The 17,391-nt window shown below is 73.8% G+C and carries 13 protein-coding genes; 9 read left to right on the top strand and 4 right to left on the bottom strand.

Annotated elements, in window-relative coordinates; genetic code table 11:
* Positions 1 to 601 precede the first annotated feature (601 nt).
* The gene (locus C466_RS08400) at positions 602 to 1,606 is read left to right on the top strand and encodes a presenilin family intramembrane aspartyl protease PSH (RefSeq protein WP_004598405.1); all 1,005 of its coding nucleotides are present in this window, start codon (positions 602 to 604) and stop codon (positions 1,604 to 1,606) included.
* 546 nt (positions 1,607 to 2,152) lie between these two features.
* Here C466_RS08400 and C466_RS08395 read toward each other — a convergent pair.
* Entirely contained in the window at positions 2,153 to 2,662 is a 510-nt protein-coding gene (locus C466_RS08395) for a PUA domain-containing protein (RefSeq protein WP_004598406.1), read from the bottom strand.
* A 117-nt stretch (positions 2,663 to 2,779) separates the two neighbouring features.
* Positions 2,780 to 6,604: a transcriptional regulator FilR1 domain-containing protein gene (locus C466_RS08390; RefSeq protein WP_004598407.1), complete on the bottom strand. Its 3,825-nt coding sequence runs from the start codon at positions 6,602 to 6,604 to the stop codon at positions 2,780 to 2,782.
* 116 nt (positions 6,605 to 6,720) lie between these two features.
* Between C466_RS08390 and C466_RS08385 the strand changes: the two genes are divergently transcribed.
* Positions 6,721 to 8,436 (top strand): aldehyde dehydrogenase family protein, encoded by a 1,716-nt coding sequence (locus C466_RS08385; protein WP_004598408.1) that lies wholly within the window; start codon positions 6,721 to 6,723, stop codon positions 8,434 to 8,436.
* 30 nt (positions 8,437 to 8,466) lie between these two features.
* Here the strand turns inward: C466_RS08385 and C466_RS08380 are convergent, their stop codons facing one another.
* The gene (locus tag C466_RS08380) at positions 8,467 to 9,375 is read right to left on the bottom strand and encodes an HD domain-containing protein (RefSeq protein WP_004598409.1); all 909 of its coding nucleotides are present in this window, start codon (positions 9,373 to 9,375) and stop codon (positions 8,467 to 8,469) included.
* 143 nt (positions 9,376 to 9,518) lie between these two features.
* On the opposite strand from C466_RS08380, the gene C466_RS08375 reads away from it, so the two are divergent.
* From C466_RS08375 to C466_RS08345, 7 genes are all read left to right on the top strand, one after another.
* Positions 9,519 to 10,202: a haloacid dehalogenase type II gene (locus C466_RS08375; RefSeq protein ID WP_004598410.1), complete on the top strand. Its 684-nt coding sequence runs from the start codon at positions 9,519 to 9,521 to the stop codon at positions 10,200 to 10,202.
* A gap of 284 nt (positions 10,203 to 10,486) precedes the next feature.
* Positions 10,487 to 11,488, top strand: a complete 1,002-nt coding sequence (gene dapA, locus C466_RS08370; protein ID WP_004598411.1) for a 4-hydroxy-tetrahydrodipicolinate synthase — start codon at positions 10,487 to 10,489, stop codon at positions 11,486 to 11,488.
* A complete protein-coding gene (dapB, locus tag C466_RS08365) occupies positions 11,485 to 12,291 on the top strand; it encodes a 4-hydroxy-tetrahydrodipicolinate reductase (RefSeq protein WP_004598412.1) in 807 nt (268 codons plus the stop codon). Before dapA ends, dapB begins: the two co-directional genes overlap by 4 nt.
* Positions 12,292 to 12,348: 57 nt before the next feature.
* Entirely contained in the window at positions 12,349 to 13,188 is an 840-nt protein-coding gene (locus C466_RS08360) for a 2,3,4,5-tetrahydropyridine-2,6-dicarboxylate N-succinyltransferase (protein ID WP_004598413.1), read from the top strand.
* Complete coding sequence (gene lysA, locus C466_RS08355) at positions 13,185 to 14,582, top strand: diaminopimelate decarboxylase (RefSeq protein ID WP_004598414.1); 1,398 nt, start codon at positions 13,185 to 13,187, stop codon at positions 14,580 to 14,582. The genes C466_RS08360 and lysA overlap by 4 nt, the downstream gene beginning before the upstream one ends.
* A complete protein-coding gene (gene dapF / locus C466_RS08350; protein WP_004598415.1) occupies positions 14,579 to 15,529 on the top strand; it encodes a diaminopimelate epimerase in 951 nt (316 codons plus the stop codon). Before lysA ends, dapF begins: the two co-directional genes overlap by 4 nt.
* Complete coding sequence (locus tag C466_RS08345; protein WP_004598416.1) at positions 15,526 to 16,794, top strand: M20/M25/M40 family metallo-hydrolase; 1,269 nt, start codon at positions 15,526 to 15,528, stop codon at positions 16,792 to 16,794. Before dapF ends, C466_RS08345 begins: the two co-directional genes overlap by 4 nt.
* A 25-nt stretch (positions 16,795 to 16,819) precedes the next feature.
* On the opposite strand, the gene C466_RS08340 is transcribed toward C466_RS08345, so the two are convergent.
* Positions 16,820 to 17,317, bottom strand: a complete 498-nt coding sequence (locus tag C466_RS08340; RefSeq protein WP_004598417.1) for a LabA-like NYN domain-containing protein — start codon at positions 17,315 to 17,317, stop codon at positions 16,820 to 16,822.
* Positions 17,318 to 17,391: the final 74 nt, after the last annotated feature.

Here is a 17,391-nt window from a genome sequence, read left to right as displayed (position 1 = left end):
TTTTCTCGTTGGGATTCGGCGTTAATCGATCCGCGCGCCCGTCCCGACCACTGGGCGGCGTCGCCGACGACAGCCCGGGGGTCCGCTGTCCGGCCGCCGCCCGTCCGCCTCCCGTCGCTTCGCCTTTCGCCCACCTCCCCTTCCCACTTCCACCCCTTTCCCACTTCCACACATTTCCCACTTCCACACATTTCTCACTTCCACCGACGCCGAGTCACAACCGCTTCCGACGCGCTCGGCCGTCGCTGTCCCCACGTCGCAGCGGCGAACCCGGGTGCGATTCAGGGACTCCGCGGCGGGGCTCGCCTTGCCCGGATCTGAGTATCTGATCTGATAACTCGGCCGGTAAGTTCTTACGTCGCTCGGGGAAGGAAGCAAACGCCGCGGACGAATCCGACCGGCCCCATCCCGTTCCGGGCGGGCCGGTCGGCCACTCGCTTCCACCGTCCGTCGTCCGTCGGCTTGGGTTCGGGTCCACCCGCTCCCACACCGAGCCCGAACCCGTTTCTGTACGCGTTCCGCCTCACCGAACAGCGACGGCCGTCGGAGCGCGAGACCGAAGCGCAAGGACGAAACCCTCCGCCGACGAACCGCCGGTCGAATGTTCCCCCGCGAGTACCGCGGCGTCGCCTTCGTCGTCGGGCTGTTCCTCGTCGTCCAGGTGGGCGCGCTGGCGCTGGTCCCCGAGTTCGCCGAGAGCGGCTATCAGGCCGTCGAGAACCCCGAGAACCCCGCCAACAGCGTGCTGTACGTCGTCGCCATCGTCGCGATGACCGGGCTGATGCTGGCGGCGTTCCGGTACGACTTCGACGGGGCGATCCGGCTGCTGATCGTCGGCGTCTCGGCGTGGCTCTCGTGGTACGTGTTCTCCGCGCTCGTCTCGCCGCTCGCGGCCGCCGTCCCGGCGGTCGCGGTCGCCGTCGGCCTGCTCGTCCACCCCGAGTGGTACGTGATCGACACCGCCGGGGTGCTGATGGGCGCGGGGGCCGCCGGGCTGTTCGGTATCTCGTTCGGCCTGCTGCCGGCGCTCATCTTACTCGCCGTCCTCGCCGTCTACGACGCGGTCTCCGTGTACGGCACCGAGCACATGCTGTCGCTCGCGGAGGGCGTGATGGACCTGAACATCCCGGTCGTGCTGGTGATCCCGCTGTCGCTGTCGTACTCGCTGCTCGACGGCGAGTCGGCCAGCGAGGAGGCGTCAGGGGTGGGCGAGGAGGCGGAGACCGACGAGGAGCCCGACAGCGGTCACGACTCCGACACCGCCGACGGAAGCGACGCTGCCGAACCCGCCGAAGCCGGCGACCGCGACGCCTTCTTCATCGGCCTCGGCGACGCCGTCATCCCGACGGTGCTCATCGCGAGCGCGGCGACGTTCTCGCCGGCGGCGGATCTCGCGGTCCCGCTCCTCGGCGTCAACCTCCCCGCGCTGCTCGCGATGGTCGGCACCCTCGCGGGGCTGCTCGTCCTCATGCGGTGGGTGATACGGGGGCGAGCGCACGCGGGCCTTCCCCTCTTAAACGGCGGCGCTATCGGCGGCTACCTGATCGGCTCGGTCGTCGCCGGCGTCCCGCTGATCGAGGCGCTGGGGCTCGCAGGGATCTTATAAATTGGTCCGGACGTTCGACACCTTTCTTTATAAATAGCTGACTGTGGATCGCCGATGAACACCGTCGAAGCCCCAGCCGCTCATTTATAAATAGCTGACCGTGGATCGCCGATGAACACCGCCGAAGCCCCAGCCGCTCGTTTATAAATAGCTGNAAGCCCCAGCCGCTCATTTATAAATAGCTGACCGTGGATCGCCGATGAACACCGCCGAAGCCCCAGCCGCTCGTTTATAAATAGCTGACTGTGGATCGCAGGAGAACACCGCCGAAGCCCCAGCCGTGAGGCGGCCAGACGCTCGCTGCGCTCCTCGTCGCTCGCGTCGCTCGCTCCTGCGGTGCTTGACGTCACCTCTGGCCGCCTCACGGCTGCCCCTTCGAGTCCCGCCCCGCACAGCACCGCACCTCACACCTCCCCAGCCTCGCGGCTCACGCTTCGCGGCTGCGCCGCTCGCGTTCGCCGCGTCCCTCGCGCGGTGCTGCTCGCGGCCGGTCGGCCGCTCGCAGGCACGCGCCACCGCAGAGAAATCACCGCAGAGAAAAATTCGCTATTCGTCGTCCGCCGGGTTCCCGTCGCGCGTCTTCACGGCGACGCCGGAGCCGAGCGCCTCGGCCTCGACGCCGGAGAGCTCGGCCCGCCCGACCCCGAATATCGCGCCGCTCTCGTCGACGACGAGGACCTCGTCGCCGGGGCGGATCCCGTCGTCGGCCGCGGTGACGAACTTCGCGAACGCGTTGCGCCCCTCCCGCACGAACGGCTCGCTCTCCTCGCCGACGACCATCCGGTGTCGCGGTTCGGGCAACGCCTCGGCGATCCGCTTCCCGCCCGCGAGCCCGAGCGTGAACCTGCCGTCGGTGCCGTACGAGACGAGGCGGTCCCCCTCGCTGCTGCCGGGCGTGTCGTCGACGTCGCCGTCGATCACCTGGCGCGGGCGGCCGCCGCTGGACCGGCGCACCGTGAGGGCGTCGTCCGGCGGGAACAGGGCCTCGCCCGCGCCGGCCCCGAACTGGTAGTCGGCGGCGGTCCGCAGGTCCGCGAGCGTGTCGGCGTCGGTCATGGCCGCGGTTCTCCGCGCGCCCCCAAAGCGATTGCGACACTGACCGGTCGCGGTGCGCCTCGCGCGCGGCTCGTTCGGCCGCGACGCGCTAACTCCTCGCGCCGCGGGCCGCGCCCCTCAGCCGAGGGCGGGATACGCCGCGGCGACCCCGTCGGCGTCGACGCGCCAGCGCTCGGCGATCTCGCGGTACGCCGCCGGATCCGCGGTCGCATCCGCCGGAACGGCTTCCGGCGGCGCCTCCCGTAGCGCCTCGGTCAGCGCCTCGCAGTCGACCGGGTTCGACCCGGTGGCGCTCCCGGAGAGCAGGTCGGCGAGCCGGTCGGCCGCCGAAACGATCGCCCGCGCGCAGTCGATTCGGTGGCCCAGATCGAGGGCCGCGGTCAACCGCTCGGCCGCCGCGGGGGCGTCGCCGCGCTCGGCCGCAGCGGCGCCCAGCGACGCGAGCGCGTGCGCCTCGACCTGCGTGAACCCGCCCGCCCTCGCAGCGTCGACCGCGTCCGTCAGCGCCGCCGCCGCGGCCTCGGCGTCGCCGCGGGCGAGCGCCAACCGCCCCCGGATCCGGTCCAGCTCGGCGAGGCGCTTCCGCCCGGCGTGATCGTCGAGCAGCGACGCGGTCCGCTCGATCCGCCGCTCCGCCTCGGTCGGGTCGCCGCGGTCGACCGCCACCTCGCCGAGGATCGCGGTCACCATCGCGCACCGCGTGTCGGCGCCGAGGCGGTCGAGGCCGTCGAGCGCGGCCGTCAGGAACCGCTCCGCCCGGTCGAGGTCGCCGGCGAGGTGCGCCGCGCTGCCGAGGTGGCTCAGCGCGAACGCCTCGTACATGTCCGAGCCGATCCGCTCGGCGATGGCCCGCGCCTCGGACGCGTGGGCGACCGCCTCGCCGACGGCGCCGCGCTGCTCCGCGACCGCCGAGAGGTTCAGAAGCGAGATGGCCTCGCGGTGCTCGTCGCCGACCGTCCGGTAGCCGTCGAGCGCGCGCCGCGCCGTCCGCGCGGCCGCGTCGAGGTCGCCGCGCCGCCGCAGCGCGACCGCGAGGTTCGCCCGGACGTTCGCCTCGCCGTGAGTGTCGTCGTAGGCGCGGAACAGGTCACCGGCGACCCGGTAGTGCTCGAGGACGGCGTCCGTCCCGTCGAGCCCGTCGAGCGCGTTCCCGACGTCCATCAGCGCCTTCGCCCGCGCGATGGGGTCGCCGACCTCGGCGGCGATGGCGTACGCTCGCGAGCCCGCCTCGTAGGCCTGCTCGTAGTCGCCGTCGAAGTGCGCCGCCTGCGCCCGCCCCCGGATCGCCGCCGCGAGCCCGCCGCGGTCGCCCGCGGCCGCGAACAGCTCCTCGGCCCGCTCGTACCGATCGCGCGCCGCGTCGTACTCGCCGCGCCGCCGCGCCACGTCGCCGTAGCCGCGCTGCCGCTCGGCGGCGCCCGCCTCGTCGACCGGCCGCCACGCGTCCAGCGCCGCCGTCGCGCCGTCGAGGTCGCCGGCCTCGACGTACATCCGCGCCACCCACTCCGGCGGCCGGTCGCGCAGGTCGTCCGGGCACGCGTCCGGGAGGTCGATCCATGCGTAGCGCACGCGCCCGTACAGCGGCGCGAGGCGGGGGTAACGACGCCCGACGCCGTACACCGCACGGACCGTCTCGGCCGCCCACGCGCCCGGGTCGCGCTCGATCCGGTTCACCGTCGGCGCGTCCCCGCCGACCGCGCGGCGGATCCGCGAGCGGCGCGCGGGGTCGTCCGCGAGCGCGAGCACCCGCGAGACGGCCCGCCCCACGCGTCTGGCGACGACCGGCGCCGGCTCCCGCTCGACGAGCCGCTCCAAGAACAGCACCGACCACTCGTCGTGGACCGCGCGGTACTCCCCGTCGCGCGAGCGAACGAGCGCCGTCCCGACGAGGCGGTCGAGCGCGCGGCGAACGCCGTCGACGGTCGGCGACGGGTCGCGGTCCGCCCCCTCGCCGTCGGTCCCCCCTGTCCCGGTCCCCGATCCCGCGCTCCCGTCCGGGCCGTCGACGAGCGCGTACGCCAGCGTGCGGACGTCGCCCACGCCGGCGACGTTGAGGAGGTTCACCAGCACCGCGACGTCCGCGGTCGGCGGCGGGCGGTTCCGGACCTCCCGGACCGCCTCCGCGACCGCCGTCTCCAGTCCGGACTCGGGGCCAGCGTCGTCGCGGCCGGCCGACGCGTCGCTCGCGTCGGCCTCCGCCCCCGGCGCGCCGCCGGCGCGCTCGCCCGCCTCGCCGACGACGCTCGCGCCGTCGCCGGTCGCGCGGACGAGGCGGTGGACGAGCGCGAGCAGTTCGCCGACGCGCTCGTCGTCGGCGCGCCGCACGTCGTCGAGCAGCGCCGCCGGATCGGCCGCCGGCACGGACCCCGTACACTCGGCGACGTGGTCGACGAACCGCGCCACCTCGCGCGCGTCGAGCCGCGGCATCCGCGCGGTCGCCACCTCCCTGCGGTAACGGAGGTCAGCCGGCGACAGCGGGAGCCCGTCGGGGTCGTCGTACGGCTCCTCGCGGGCGTCGAACAGGAAGGACACGTCGTCGCGGTCGGCCAGTTCGCGAGCGACGCCGAACGCCTCCGCGGCCCCCGGATCGACGGCGTCCTCCACGACGACGAGGTGGTGGCCGTCGCCCTCGGTGACGCGCTCGCGGAGCCGCTCCGTCGCAGAAAACGGGTCGCCGCCGTCGCCCGGTCGGTACGTCACCGGGCCGCGTCCGGACCGGTACCACTCCACCGCGACGCTCCGGCAGACGGTGCTCTTCCCGCTTCCCGGCGGGCCGACCAGCGCGTGGTCCGTCCCCTCGGCGAGCCCGTCGACGAGCAGCCCGGCGATCGAGCGTCGGTCGCCGTCGCGCACCGTCGTCCTTTCGAGGACGTACCCCGCGTCGACCTCCGGGAACGACGCCGTGGCGCGGAGCGGTCCGTACGGGTCCGGGTCGCCCGAGAGTCGCTCCTCGTCGACCGCGTGGAACCCCTGCGCCGAGAGCGCGCTCCGGCCGCCGCCGCCCGAACCGATCCGCCCGAAGAGCCCGCCCGCGGCGCTCGACCCCCTCCCGTCCGCCTCGCCGTCACGGCCCGCTCGGTCGGACGCGTCCGCGTCGCCGCTGCCGGCCGGGCCGCCGGAGCCCTCGGCCTCGGCTCGGTCGCCCTCCGTGCGCTTCGCCTCGGAGCGATCCATCGCCGCGAGCGCCTCGTCCGCGTCACGGCCGCGCTCGACCAGGTCGCGCACCTCAGTCTCCGCCCACGCGACCGCCTCCGGCTCGGTCGACGCCGCCGCGCCGCGGAGTGTCCCGTCGTCGTCGAAGGTGAGCAGCAGCGCGGTCCCGTCGGCCGCGACGACCCCCGCGTCGACGGCGTCGACCGCGGCGACCCGGCAGTCGTCCCGGCGCGCGACGGCGCCGAGGTCGTCCGCGAAGCGCTCGGTCGCGTGTCGGTACGCACGGTCCGCCAGCGCCAGGTCGACGGTCCCTCCACCGGCGGCCGCGCGCCGGAGCCGCTCGGCGACCCGGGGGTAGGGGAACCCGGGCAGCGCGGCGGCGACCGCGTCCGCGTCGGCGAGCGCCTCGTCGAGGACCTCCAGCGGTCGGTAGGGGTCGGGGGCCGCGGCCCGGTACGTCTCCGCCTCGCGGAGGATCGCCGGGTCGACGTCGACGTCCGCGCCGAGCGGGTCGAGCACGTCGCCGGCGGCCGCGAGGTCGTCGGCGACCGTCAGGAACTCGCGGTACTCGCCCGCGAGGAGCCGCCCCGAGAGCGTCGTCCGGTAGCCGTCGGTCTCGCCGGCGACGAGCCCCGCGGCCTCCAACTCGTCAATCGCGCGGTTCACCGTGGACCGGGAGTGACCGAGCGCGTCGACGAGCTCGTGTTTGCGAAGCGGTCCCGCGGTGAGCCGTTCGAGGAAGTCGAGGCGACGCTCGACGACGCCCACGAGTTCCGACGGCTCCGTCATACGTCCGCCCGCACCGCGCCGACCGACATAACTGTTTCCTCGGTGACGGCTTTCGCGCGCGGTGACACAGTGTTCCACGGGGTGAGAATAAGCCGGATGCCGCCGCAGTCGACTCCATGGACAGGGACCGCACGGGCGAGGGCGACGACACCGGCACGGCGGCCGGGCTCGACGAGACGAAACCGGACGGACGCAACGAGACGAAACCGGACGGACGCAACGAGACGAAACCGGACGGACGCAACGAGACGAAACCGGACGGACGCAACGAGACGAAACCGGACGGACGCAACGAGACGAAACCGGACGGGCGAAGCGGCCCGGCGGCGACCGACGACGACGACGGTCCGACGCCGGCGGCAGAGAGGGACGCGACCGCCGACAGCGAAGGTACCGACCCCGCGGCGGAGGGGGGCTCGCGCGAACCGGCGGCCGGCCCGTCCGCGACGAGCGCCGCGGACCTGCCGGGCCGCGCGGCGCGGACCGTCACGGCGGCGCGGACGGCGGGGGACGAACTGGCTGCGTGGGACCCCGACGACGTCGACGCCCTCGTACGGTCGGTCGGCGAGCGGCTGGCGGACAGGGAGACGGTCAGCCGCTTCGCGCGGTCGGCGGCCAACGAGACCGGGCGGGGCCACCCGGGAACGAAGGCCGAGAAGATCGCGACCATGCTCGACGCTGCCCGGCGGACGCTGCGGAACGCGCCGACCGCCGGCGTGGTCGGCCGCGACGGCGCGGCGGGCACGGTGACCGTCGCCGGGCCGACGGGCGTCGTCGGCGCGGCGGTCCCCGCGACGCATCCGGTCGTGATCCCTGCGGTCCTCTCGCTGTACGGGCTCGCCGCACGGAACGCGGTCGTGTTCGCGCCCTCGCCGTCGACCGTGGAGACGTGCGACGTGGTCGTCGAGACCGTCCGCCGCGCGCTCGCCGACGCGGGCGCACCGACCGGCGCGGTGTCGATGCTGCCCGCGCCGGCCGCGAAGCCCGAGACCGACGCGCTGTTCGAGCGGGCCGACTTCGCCGTGGCGGCCGGCTCCGAGGCGACGGTTACCGCTGGGCAGCGCTGCGGGACGCCGAACGTCGCCACCAGCGCGGACGGCGTGGTCGCCGTCGCCGACGGATCGCTCCCGTCCGAGGCGGTGGCGACGCGGGTCGCGGTCGGGGCGACCTACGACTTCGGCGCCCACCCCGCGGGCGACGCCGCGGTCGTCACGGTGACGCCGGCGGTCGACCAACTGTGTTCCGCGCTCGAAGCCGAGGGCGGGTACGTCCTCGAGGACGCCGAGCGCGAGCGACTCCGGGCGTTCCTCGACGAAGCCGGAGGGGACGAAAGCGCCGAGGCGGACCCGCGCGGGAACTCGCCGCGGTGGCTGGCGGCCGCCCTCGACCTCCCGAGCGCGGCCCGAGAGGCGGCGTTCCTCGTCGCCGAGTCCGACGGCGCCGACGACCCGCTCGCGACGCTGCCGGGGATCCCCGCGGTCGCGGTCCACGGGCGGAGCGGGTTCGACGCCGCGACCGCGCTCGCCGCCGAGATCGGTTCCTCCCACGCCGCCGCGGTCCACACCACCCAACAGCGCCGCGCCCGCGAGGTGGCCGAGCGGCTCGCCCCCGGCCGCCTCGTCGTCAATCAGCCCGGGATCGCGGCGACGGGCACACGCTCGAACGGGTTCGAGGCGGCGCCCGTGCTGGGCGGCGGGACCGCGGAGGAGAGCCAGCTGTGCGGCGGACTCACGCCCGACCACCTCGCGCGGACGACGACCGTCGCCGCGACGACCGTCGCGGACGAGGCGTCCCACCGGAACGGGGCGGGCGACACGCTCCGGGGCCCCTGAGCCGGTCCGTTCGGGCCCGGGAGCGACCGCTCAGAGTTCGATCCGGTCGACGATCGAGCCGTTCCCGTCCTTCCCGTCGCTGTGGGTGTTGATCGCGACCGTTCGGATCCGATCTTCGAGCAGGGACCCGTCGATCTTCGCCTTCAGCAGCGAGTCGACCTGGTAGACGCCGGCGGCGTTGTTCATCCGTATCACGACCTGAACGGGCGTCTCGTCGCCCTCGCGGAGCGAGACGCGCTCTATCGCCTGCGAGGAGACGGTGTTTATCCCGCGGCCGCCCTCCTCGTAGGGGACCCGCGAGCGCCCGCGTTCCATGTCGAGGCCGTCGGCGATCCGGACGACGCCGGCCTCCAGCGTGAGCGGCTGTTCCTCGGTGTGGTGACAGAGGATCGCGTGGAGCACCTCGGCCTTCACGCGCACCTGATCGGCCACGTCGTAGAAGGAGGGCAGCAGGTCGTCCAGCAGGTCCGCGGCCAGCGGGATCGAGTAGTACGGGTGGTCGTGGCGGTGGACGACGTGGCCGATGTCGTGGAGCGTCGCCGCCAGCGCGACGATCACCGGTTCGTCGGCCTCGTCGAGTCCCTGCTGGCGGGCGCCGTTGAACTCGACGCCGCCGGACTTGAGCAGGTCGTACAGCCGGAGCGCGCGGTCGCGGACGATCTCGACGTGTTTGGACCCGTGGTCGTTGTACCCCTTCCGGGCGACCGGGTTGACGTTCTGCGCCTCCAGGTAGGTGACGACCTCCTCGTCCGATTCGAGCCGGGCGAGGACCTCGTTGAGCCGCTCGTCGGGGAACGCGTGGTCGGCGTCCGGATCGTACTCGTGGCGGCCGGCGTCGGTGTCGGCGTCGACCTCGTCGCGCGCGGCCGGCGCGTTCTCCGCGGTCGGATCCGGAGCGTCTTCCGTCGGGTCGGGGGCGTCGTCGGCAGGGTCGCTCATGCGTCTCCCAGAGTCGCCCGCCCCGGATAAATGTGCGAGCCGTGCGGCTCCGTTGTCCAGACTGCCACTATCTCGCCGGTCGGACCGTGGGGGCCCTGCCGGCGCCCCGACCGCTTATCCGGCCGCCCGCTGTGGCCCCGCACATGGCGTTCGATCCCGACCGCGTCTCGACGGTGACGTTCGACTCGTACAGCACGCTCGTGGACGTCGAGGCCGCCGAGGCGGCGCTCGCGGACCGGGTTCCGGACCCCAAGCCGGTGTCGCGACTGTGGCGGTCGCGGTCGCTGGCGTACACGTTCGTCGCGAACGCGGTCGACGCCTACCAGCCGTTCTACGAGGTGAACCGCGACGCGCTGACGTACGCGCTGGCGGCGCACGGCGTCGACCTCCCCGACACCGAGCGCGACGAGATCCTCGCGGTGTACCACGAGCTTGAGGTGTTCGACGACGTGCGCGACGCGATCGGGCGGCTCCACGACGCGGGGTACGACTGCTACGTCCTCTCGAACGGCGACCCCGAGATGCTCGCGTCGATGGTCGACCACGCCGACATCGGCGACCTGATCGAGGACGCGATCAGCGCCGACGAGGTGGAGACGTTCAAGCCGGCCGCCGAGCTCTACCGCCACGGCGCGGCCCGGACCGGGACACCCATCGACGAGGTGGTCCACGCCACCGCCGGCTGGTTCGACGTGCTGGGCGCGAGCCACGCCGGGATGCAGGCCGCGTGGGTCGACCGGAAGGGGACGCCGTGGGAGCCGTTCGGCGGCGATCCGGACCTCACGGTCGAGACGCTCCACGAACTGGCGGACAGGCTCGGGGCGTGACCGCGAGCCGCCGCGAAACAGGCCCGTGACCGTCTCCGAGTGGGGCCGCGACCGACCACGCGGCAGTTTCCACCCGAGACACAACGCATAAGCGCGCGACCGATCCATATGTCGGTGTGACCCGACCCGCGTCCGCACGCGGTCCGCAGTCGACGGCAGCGACGCGGCTCTTCTACAAAAAACGCGCGTGAGCCGTCCGCCGGCGGGAGTGACGACCCCGTCCCGGACGACCCCCGACCCGCGCGCATCGGCCCATTCACCGACCCGAACCCACCGCAGCACCCATGACAGACACGACCACCACGACACCCTACGCGACGCAGGACGAGACGGACAGCGAGACGACGGACGCGCCCTTCGAGGGCGTCTATCCGGCGATGACGACCCCCTTCACCGACGACGACGCGGTCGACCACGAGCAGCTCGCCGCAAACGCCCGCTACCTGGAGCGGGCCGGCGTCGACGGGGTCGTTCCCGTCGGCTCGACCGGCGAGTCGGCGACGATGAGTCACGACGAGCACGTCGCGGTGATCGAGACGGTCCGCGACGCGCTCGACGACATCCCCGTGATCGCCGGCACCGGATCGAACAACACCGCGGAGGCGCTCTCGCTGTCGCGGCGCGCGGCCGACGCCGGCGCCGACGGCCTGCTGCTCATCTCGCCGTACTACAACAAGCCCGAGCCGCAGGGGTTCCTCGACCACTACCGGACCATCGCCGACGAGGTCGACCTGCCGCAGATCGTCTACAACGTGCCGAGCCGCACGGGGCAGTCGATCCCGGTCGACGTGACCGTCGAGCTCGCCGAACACCCGAACATTCGAGGGTATAAGGCCGCCTCCGGCGACCTCAACCTCATCAGCGAGGTGATAGAGCGCACCCGCGACGAGGCGTTCGCCGTGCTGTCCGGCGACGACGGCCTCACGCTGCCGGTCCTCTCCGTCGGCGGGACGGGGACGATCAGCGTGGTCGCCAACGTCGAGCCGGAGCGGACCTGCGCGATGGTCGGCGCCGCGCTCTCGGGCGACTACGACCGCGCGCGGACGCTCCACCACGAGCTGTCGCCGCTCGTCCGCGAGCTGTTCGCCGAGACGAACCCCATTCCGGTGAAGGAGGCGATGCACCTCCGCGGGCGGGGCGGCCCCCGCGTCCGCTCGCCGCTCTCGCGGCTCTCCGAGGACCGCCGCGAGTCGCTCCGCGAGCTGCTGGCCGCGTACGACGAGCGGGCGGCCGGAACGCTCGATCCGACGGCCCTCGACCTCGCAGCGACGGAGGGCGCCGAATGAGCGACGCGGGCGGCTCGGCCGACGCCGATCTCCGGATCGCCGTCACCGGCGCCGGCGGGCGGATGGGCCGCGAGGTGATCGAGGCGGCCGCCGACCGCGAGGGCGTCGTCGTCGCGGTCGCGGTCAACCGCACCGCGACCGACCCCGTGGCGGGCGTCCCGGTCGCCGACGCCGGCGACCTCGGCGAACTCCTCGCGAGCGAGGACCCCGACGTCCTCGTCGACTTCACCGGCCCCGAGTCGGCGGTCGCGTACGCCGAGGCCTGCGCGGACGCCGGCGTCCCGCTCGTCACCGGAACGACCGGCTTCGCGGAGTCGCAGATCGACAGTGTTCAGGCCGCGAGCGAGGCGGTGCCCGTGCTCAAGGCGTCGAACTTCGCGCGCGGCGTGGCCGCGCTCCGCCGGGCGGTCCGGGAGGCCGCCGCCGCGCTCCCCGGCTACGACGTCGAGCTGACCGAGACGCACCACAACGCGAAGCGCGACGCCCCCTCCGGCACCGCGAAGTCGATCCTCGACGACGTGGAGGCCGTCCGCGAGGACCTCGACGAGCGCGTCCACGGCCGCGAGGGCGACGCCCCGCGGAGCCCGGGCGAGGTCGGCGTCCACGCCCGCCGCGCGGGCGACGTGACCGGCGAGCACGAGGTCCTCTTAGCGGGGAACCGCGAGACGCTGGAGCTCACGCACCGCGCCGGCGACCGCGGGGTGTTCGCCGAGGGCGCGCTCGACGCCGCCGCGTGGCTCGCCGGCCGCGACCCGGGCTGGTACGGGTTCGGCGACGTGCTGGACGCGGGCGGCACCGAATGACCGTGGGACATACGCACATCGACATATAAATACCGACACTCATCCATACACTACCCAATGAGCCTCGAAGCCGACGTAGGCGACCTCTGGAACCGCTATCAGGACGGACTGACCGCCGCGGACGCGACGGACGCGGACGCCAAAGTCATCGACGAGTTCCTCGCCGCCCTGGAGGCCGGTGAGGTCCGCGCCGCCGAGAAGACCGGCGACGACGTGACCTCGTGGGAGGCCAACGAGTGGGTCAAGCGGGGCATCCTGCTCAACTTCGGGCTGCGCGAGACCGAGGCGCGCGAGTACGGGGGCGTCACCTACTACGACGTGCTCCCGCTGCGCGACACGGAGGATCTCGGCGAGCGCGGCACCCGGAACACGCCCGACGGCACCGCGATCCGCCGCGGCGCCTACCTCGGCAGCGACTGCATCATGATGAGCCCCTCGTTCGTCAACATGGGCGCGTACGTCGGCGACGGCACGCTCGTCGACTCCTGTGACACCGTCGGCTCCTGCGCCCAGCTCGGCGAGAACGTCAAGCTCGGCGCCAACACGCTGATCGGGGGCGTCCTCGAACCCGTGGAGGACGCGCCCGTCATCGTCGAGGACGGCGTCTCGCTGGGCGCGGGCTGCCGGGTCACCTCGGGGTTCCGCGTCGGCGAGAACTCGATCGTCGGCGAGAACACCCTTTTGACGCCGCGGATTCCGGTCTACGATCTCGTCGAGGAGGAAGTCATCTACGGCCACCTCCCGGCCGACCGCCGCGCGTTCACCCGGATGGTGGAGTCGTCCGTCGGCGATCACGAACTGTTCGAGGGCGGCGCGTACAAGCCCGCCGTCGTGGCGACGCACGTCGAGGAGGACACCCTCGAAGCGACGCAGCGGGAGGACGCCCTCCGCGAATGAGCGACCGCGACGCGGGCGGTCGGGGCGACGCGACCGGGGAGGAAGCGGGCGAGCCCGCAGCCGACAACCCGCCGGTCCGCCGCGTGAGCGACTGGGACGCCGAGCGTCTCCGCGGGCTCGCGGGCGAGCACGAGACGCCCCTCTACGTCCAGGACCTCGACCGCGTCCGCGAGAACTGCGAGCGCCTGCTCGCGGCGTTCCCCGACGCCGACGTGCGGTACGCCGTCAAGGCGCACACCGGGCGAGCCGTCCTCGAAGCGGTGCGCGACGCCGGGCTCGACGCCGAGTGCGCCTCGGCGGGCGAGGTCGACCGCGCGCTCGCGGCCGGCTTCGACGGCTCGCGACTCCACTACACCGCGGTCAACCCGCCCGCCCGCGACCTCGACTACGTCGCCGGCGTCGCCGAGGCGGAGCCGGAGCTCACGGTCACCGTCGGCGCGGTCGACGCGCTCGACCGCCTCGCGGAGCGCGGCTACGACGGCCGGGTCTGCGTCCGCGTGAACCCCGGCGTCGGCGCGGGGCACCACAAGAAGGTCACCACCGGCGGCGCCGCGAAGTTCGGGATCCCCTACGACCGGGCCGCAGAGGCGACCCGGGACGCGGCCGGGCGCTTCGACGTGGTCGGACTCCACGCCCACGCCGGCTCCGGTATCGACCCCGACCAGCTGGACAGCCACCGCGAGCTGGTCGCGCGGATGGGCGAGCTGGCGCGCGACCTCTCCGAACCGAGCGACCGGGACGGCGACGACCCCCGCGACGCGGACCCGATCGACCTCGAATACGTCGACGTCGGCGGCGGGTTCGGCGTCCCCTACGAGGAGGACGCCCCGGCCCTCGACCTGCCGGCCGTCGCGGAGGCCACCCGAGAGGCGGTCGCGCCGCTCCCCGCGGGCGTCGACCTCGCGATAGAGCCGGGGCGCTACGTCGTCGCCGACGCGGGCGTCCTCCTCACGCGCGTGAACACCGTGAAGCCGACGCCGGACGAGACGGTCGTCGGCGTCGACGCGGGGATGACGGACCTCCTCCGCCCGGCGATGTACGACGCGTACCACCCGATCCGCAATCTCGGCGGGGCGTCGGGAGAACCACCGGTCGCCGAGCGGGAGGCAACCCCTGTCACGGTCGCCGGACCTATCTGTGAGACCGGTGATACGCTGGGTAGGAACCGAGCGCTCGCCGACCCGAGCCGCGGGGACCTCCTCGCGGTCGGCGTCGCGGGCGCGTACGGATACGAGATGGCGAGCCAATACAACTCACGACCGCGGCCCGCGGAGGTCGCGCTCGACGACGGACGCGCGGCGGTCACCCGGCGCAGAGAGACGCTCGGCGACCTGACGACGGTCGAGCGCGAGGCCGACCGCGACCGAACCGACCGACCGGAGGGCGACCGATGAGCACTCACGCCGTCCCGGTCGAGAAGTACCACGGCACGGGCAACGACTTCCTCGTCGTCGACGCGGCCGCCGAGAACGTCGGCGACCGCGCGGCGTTCGCGCGCGCCCACTGCGACCGCGAGACGGGCGTCGACGGCCGCGACTTCGGCGCCGACGCCGACGAGCGCGGCGCGCCTGCGGACCGGCGCGGCGCCGACGGCGTCCTCTTCCTCAGCGTCGAGGAGCGGTTCGACCCGACGCGCGTCGTGATGACGCTGGTCCAGCCGGACGGCTCGACGGCGACGATGTGCGGTAACGGCGCCCGCGTCGTCGCGCGGTGGGCCCACGATCGAACGGGCGATCACGAGTTCATGATCGACACGCAGGCCGGCACCCGGCGCGCCACCGTGACCGCGGACGCGACCGCGGCCACCATCGAGATGGGCGAGCCGACGTTCGACCCCCGCCGCGTTCCGGTCGCCCGCGACGGCGCGCTCGCTGACGATTCCCTCGTCGACGAACCGGTCGAGGGACTGACCGTCACCGCCGTCAACACCGGCGTCCCGCACGCGGTCGCGTTCGTCGACGGCGGGCGCGACGACCCCGACGGCATCGACGCGGTCGACCTCGACGCGGTCGCGCCGCCGGTTCGCTACGCCGACGTCTTCCCCGAGGGCGCGAACGTGAACCTCGCCGCGGTCGTCGACGACGGCGCCGGCGACGGTCCCGCAGTTCTCGACCAGCGCACCTTCGAGCGCGGCGTCGAGGGCGAGACGCGCTCCTGCGGCACCGGCGCGGTCGCGGTCGTCGCGGCCGCCCGCCGACTCGGCCTGATCGACGGCGACGCCGCAGTGAGCCGCCCGCCGGGCGGCGAACTGGAGATCGAGGTCCCCGACGCCGGCCACGCCACCCTCACCGGCCCCGTCGCTCACGAGTTCTCGGGGACGCTCCCCGCCGACCCGCGATGAGCCCCGGGAGCGACGCCGACCCGGGCCGCAGCGCCGAGTTCGACCCGGTCTCGTTCCTCGAGGACGCGGTCCGGATTCCCTCCCACGAGTCGCCCGACGAGATGCGCGAGTTCGTCGTCGACCTGCTGGGCGACCTGGGGGCCGACCCCGCGGTCGTCGCCGACGGCTGCGTCGTCGCGGAGAAGCGCTCGCCGGCGCCCGACGCCGGTCCGCACCTCGTGTTGAACACCCACCTCGACACGGTGACGCCACACGTCCCGTTTGAGCGGGGCGAGGCGGCGGCGGACGAGCGCGGTGGTTCCGAGTCGGACGCGGCGGCCGACGAAGCGGTGATCCGCGGACGCGGCGCCTGCGACGCGAAGGGGCCGCTCGCGGCGCTTTTACACGCCTTCCTCGCCGCCGACCCCGACCGCGGGCGGCTCACGCTCGCGCTCACGCCCGACGAGGAAGCGCTCTCGCTCGGGGCAGCAGCCCTGACGGGGCGGCTCCCGGGGACGGACGACCGGCTCGACGGCGACCTGTACCTCGTCGGGGAGCCGACCGGCCTCGACGCGTGCACCGCTGCGAAGGGTCGGTTTCAGGCGACCGTCGAACTGTCCGGGACGGCGGCGCACGCCGCGGAGTTCGCCGGGGCGAACGCGGTCGCCGCCGCGGAGGACGCGCTCGCGGCGATCCGGACGTTCGACGACGGGGTCGACGCGCACCCGCAGCTCGGCCCGCCGAAGCTCACTCCGACGGTCATCGAGGGCGGCGCGGCGACGAACCAGGTCCCGGCGGACTGCGCGATGACCGTCGACCGGCGGAGCGTCCCCCCGGAGACAGCCGAGGGGTTCCGGTCGTCGCTCGCGGCCGCAGTGCGGGAGTCGCTGGCGTCCGGCGCGGAGGGTGGCGACGCCGGCGCTCGCGCGACCGACCGCGACGTCGACGCCGCGGTGGCGCTGACCGACCGCGAGTCGCCGTTCCTGGAGGCGTTCGCGACGGATCCCGACCACGAACTCGTCCGCGCGGTCGCGGGAGCGGCGCGCGAGGCGGGCGACGCGGTCGGTCTCCCGAGCGAGCGCGGCGGCGACGCCCGGCCGTTCGGCGCCGCGACGGAGGCCTCCTACTTCGCGCCGGCGCCGACGGTCGTGTTCGGGCCCGGCGACCTCGCCGACGAGGCCGGCGCCGTCGCCCACGCCGAGCGGGAGTACGTTCGGGTTCGCGAGGTCCGGGCGGCCGCGGCGGCGGTCGAGCGAACCGTCGCCTCGCTGCTCGGCGACGTGTAGCGGAACGCCGCAGACGCGCGACCGACTACAGCAGGAAGGTGTCCTCCTTCTCCGCGAGGTCGACGAAGTCGTCGGCGGCCTCGATCAGCTCGTCGGCGGCGGAGTTGCCGAACCCCATCGCCTCGACGCGGACGCCCTCGTGGCGGAGGTGCGAGCAGAGCCGGGCGAAGTCGCCGTCGCCGGTGCAGAGGACCACGGTGTCGACGTGGCTCGCTAAGGAGACGGCGTCGAGGCTCATCCCGAGGTCCCAGTCGGCCTTCTTCGAGCCGTCGGCGAACGTCTTGATCTCCTTGATCTTCGTCTCGAAGCCGATGTCGCGGAGCGCCTCGAAGAAGCTCTCCTCCTCCGGCGAGTCGGCGCGGATCACGTACGCGATGGCGCGGACGAGCGACCGGTCCGCGACGGCCTCGTCGAGCAGGCCGGAGTAGTCGATGTTCCGCGAGTAGACGCTCTGTGCGGAGTGATACAGGTTCTGTGAGTCCGCCAGCACGGCGACGCGCTGGTCCGGGTGAATCTCGCTCATGCCTCCCCCTTCACAGCCCGCCGTTAGGGGCTTTGGGATCCGCGCGACCGCGATTACGGGGCCCGTCGCGGCCG

Origin of the sequence: Halorubrum distributum JCM 10118 (assembly GCF_000337335.1) — an archaeon.
In the GTDB taxonomy this organism is placed as follows: domain Archaea; phylum Halobacteriota; class Halobacteria; order Halobacteriales; family Haloferacaceae; genus Halorubrum; species Halorubrum distributum.
This window is presented reverse-complemented; position numbering and strand designations above follow the sequence as displayed.

Bases quoted from the DNA above. Each gene is read 5' to 3' on its own strand.
- C466_RS08400 (WP_004598405.1), top strand. From the start codon at position 602: ATGTTCCCCCGCGAGTACCGCGGCGTCGCCTTCGTCGTCGGGCTGTTC.
- C466_RS08395 (WP_004598406.1), bottom strand. From the start codon at position 2,662: ATGACCGACGCCGACACGCTCGCGGACCTGCGGACCGCCGCCGACTAC.
- C466_RS08390 (WP_004598407.1), bottom strand. From the start codon at position 6,604: ATGACGGAGCCGTCGGAACTCGTGGGCGTCGTCGAGCGTCGCCTCGAC.
- C466_RS08385 (WP_004598408.1), top strand. From the start codon at position 6,721: ATGGACAGGGACCGCACGGGCGAGGGCGACGACACCGGCACGGCGGCC.
- C466_RS08380 (WP_004598409.1), bottom strand. From the start codon at position 9,375: ATGAGCGACCCTGCCGACGACGCCCCCGACCCGACGGAAGACGCTCCG.
- C466_RS08375 (WP_004598410.1), top strand. From the start codon at position 9,519: ATGGCGTTCGATCCCGACCGCGTCTCGACGGTGACGTTCGACTCGTAC.
- dapA (WP_004598411.1), top strand. From the start codon at position 10,487: ATGACAGACACGACCACCACGACACCCTACGCGACGCAGGACGAGACG.
- dapB (WP_004598412.1), top strand. From the start codon at position 11,485: ATGAGCGACGCGGGCGGCTCGGCCGACGCCGATCTCCGGATCGCCGTC.
- C466_RS08360 (WP_004598413.1), top strand. From the start codon at position 12,349: ATGAGCCTCGAAGCCGACGTAGGCGACCTCTGGAACCGCTATCAGGAC.
- lysA (WP_004598414.1), top strand. From the start codon at position 13,185: ATGAGCGACCGCGACGCGGGCGGTCGGGGCGACGCGACCGGGGAGGAA.
- dapF (WP_004598415.1), top strand. From the start codon at position 14,579: ATGAGCACTCACGCCGTCCCGGTCGAGAAGTACCACGGCACGGGCAAC.
- C466_RS08345 (WP_004598416.1), top strand. From the start codon at position 15,526: ATGAGCCCCGGGAGCGACGCCGACCCGGGCCGCAGCGCCGAGTTCGAC.
- C466_RS08340 (WP_004598417.1), bottom strand. From the start codon at position 17,317: ATGAGCGAGATTCACCCGGACCAGCGCGTCGCCGTGCTGGCGGACTCA.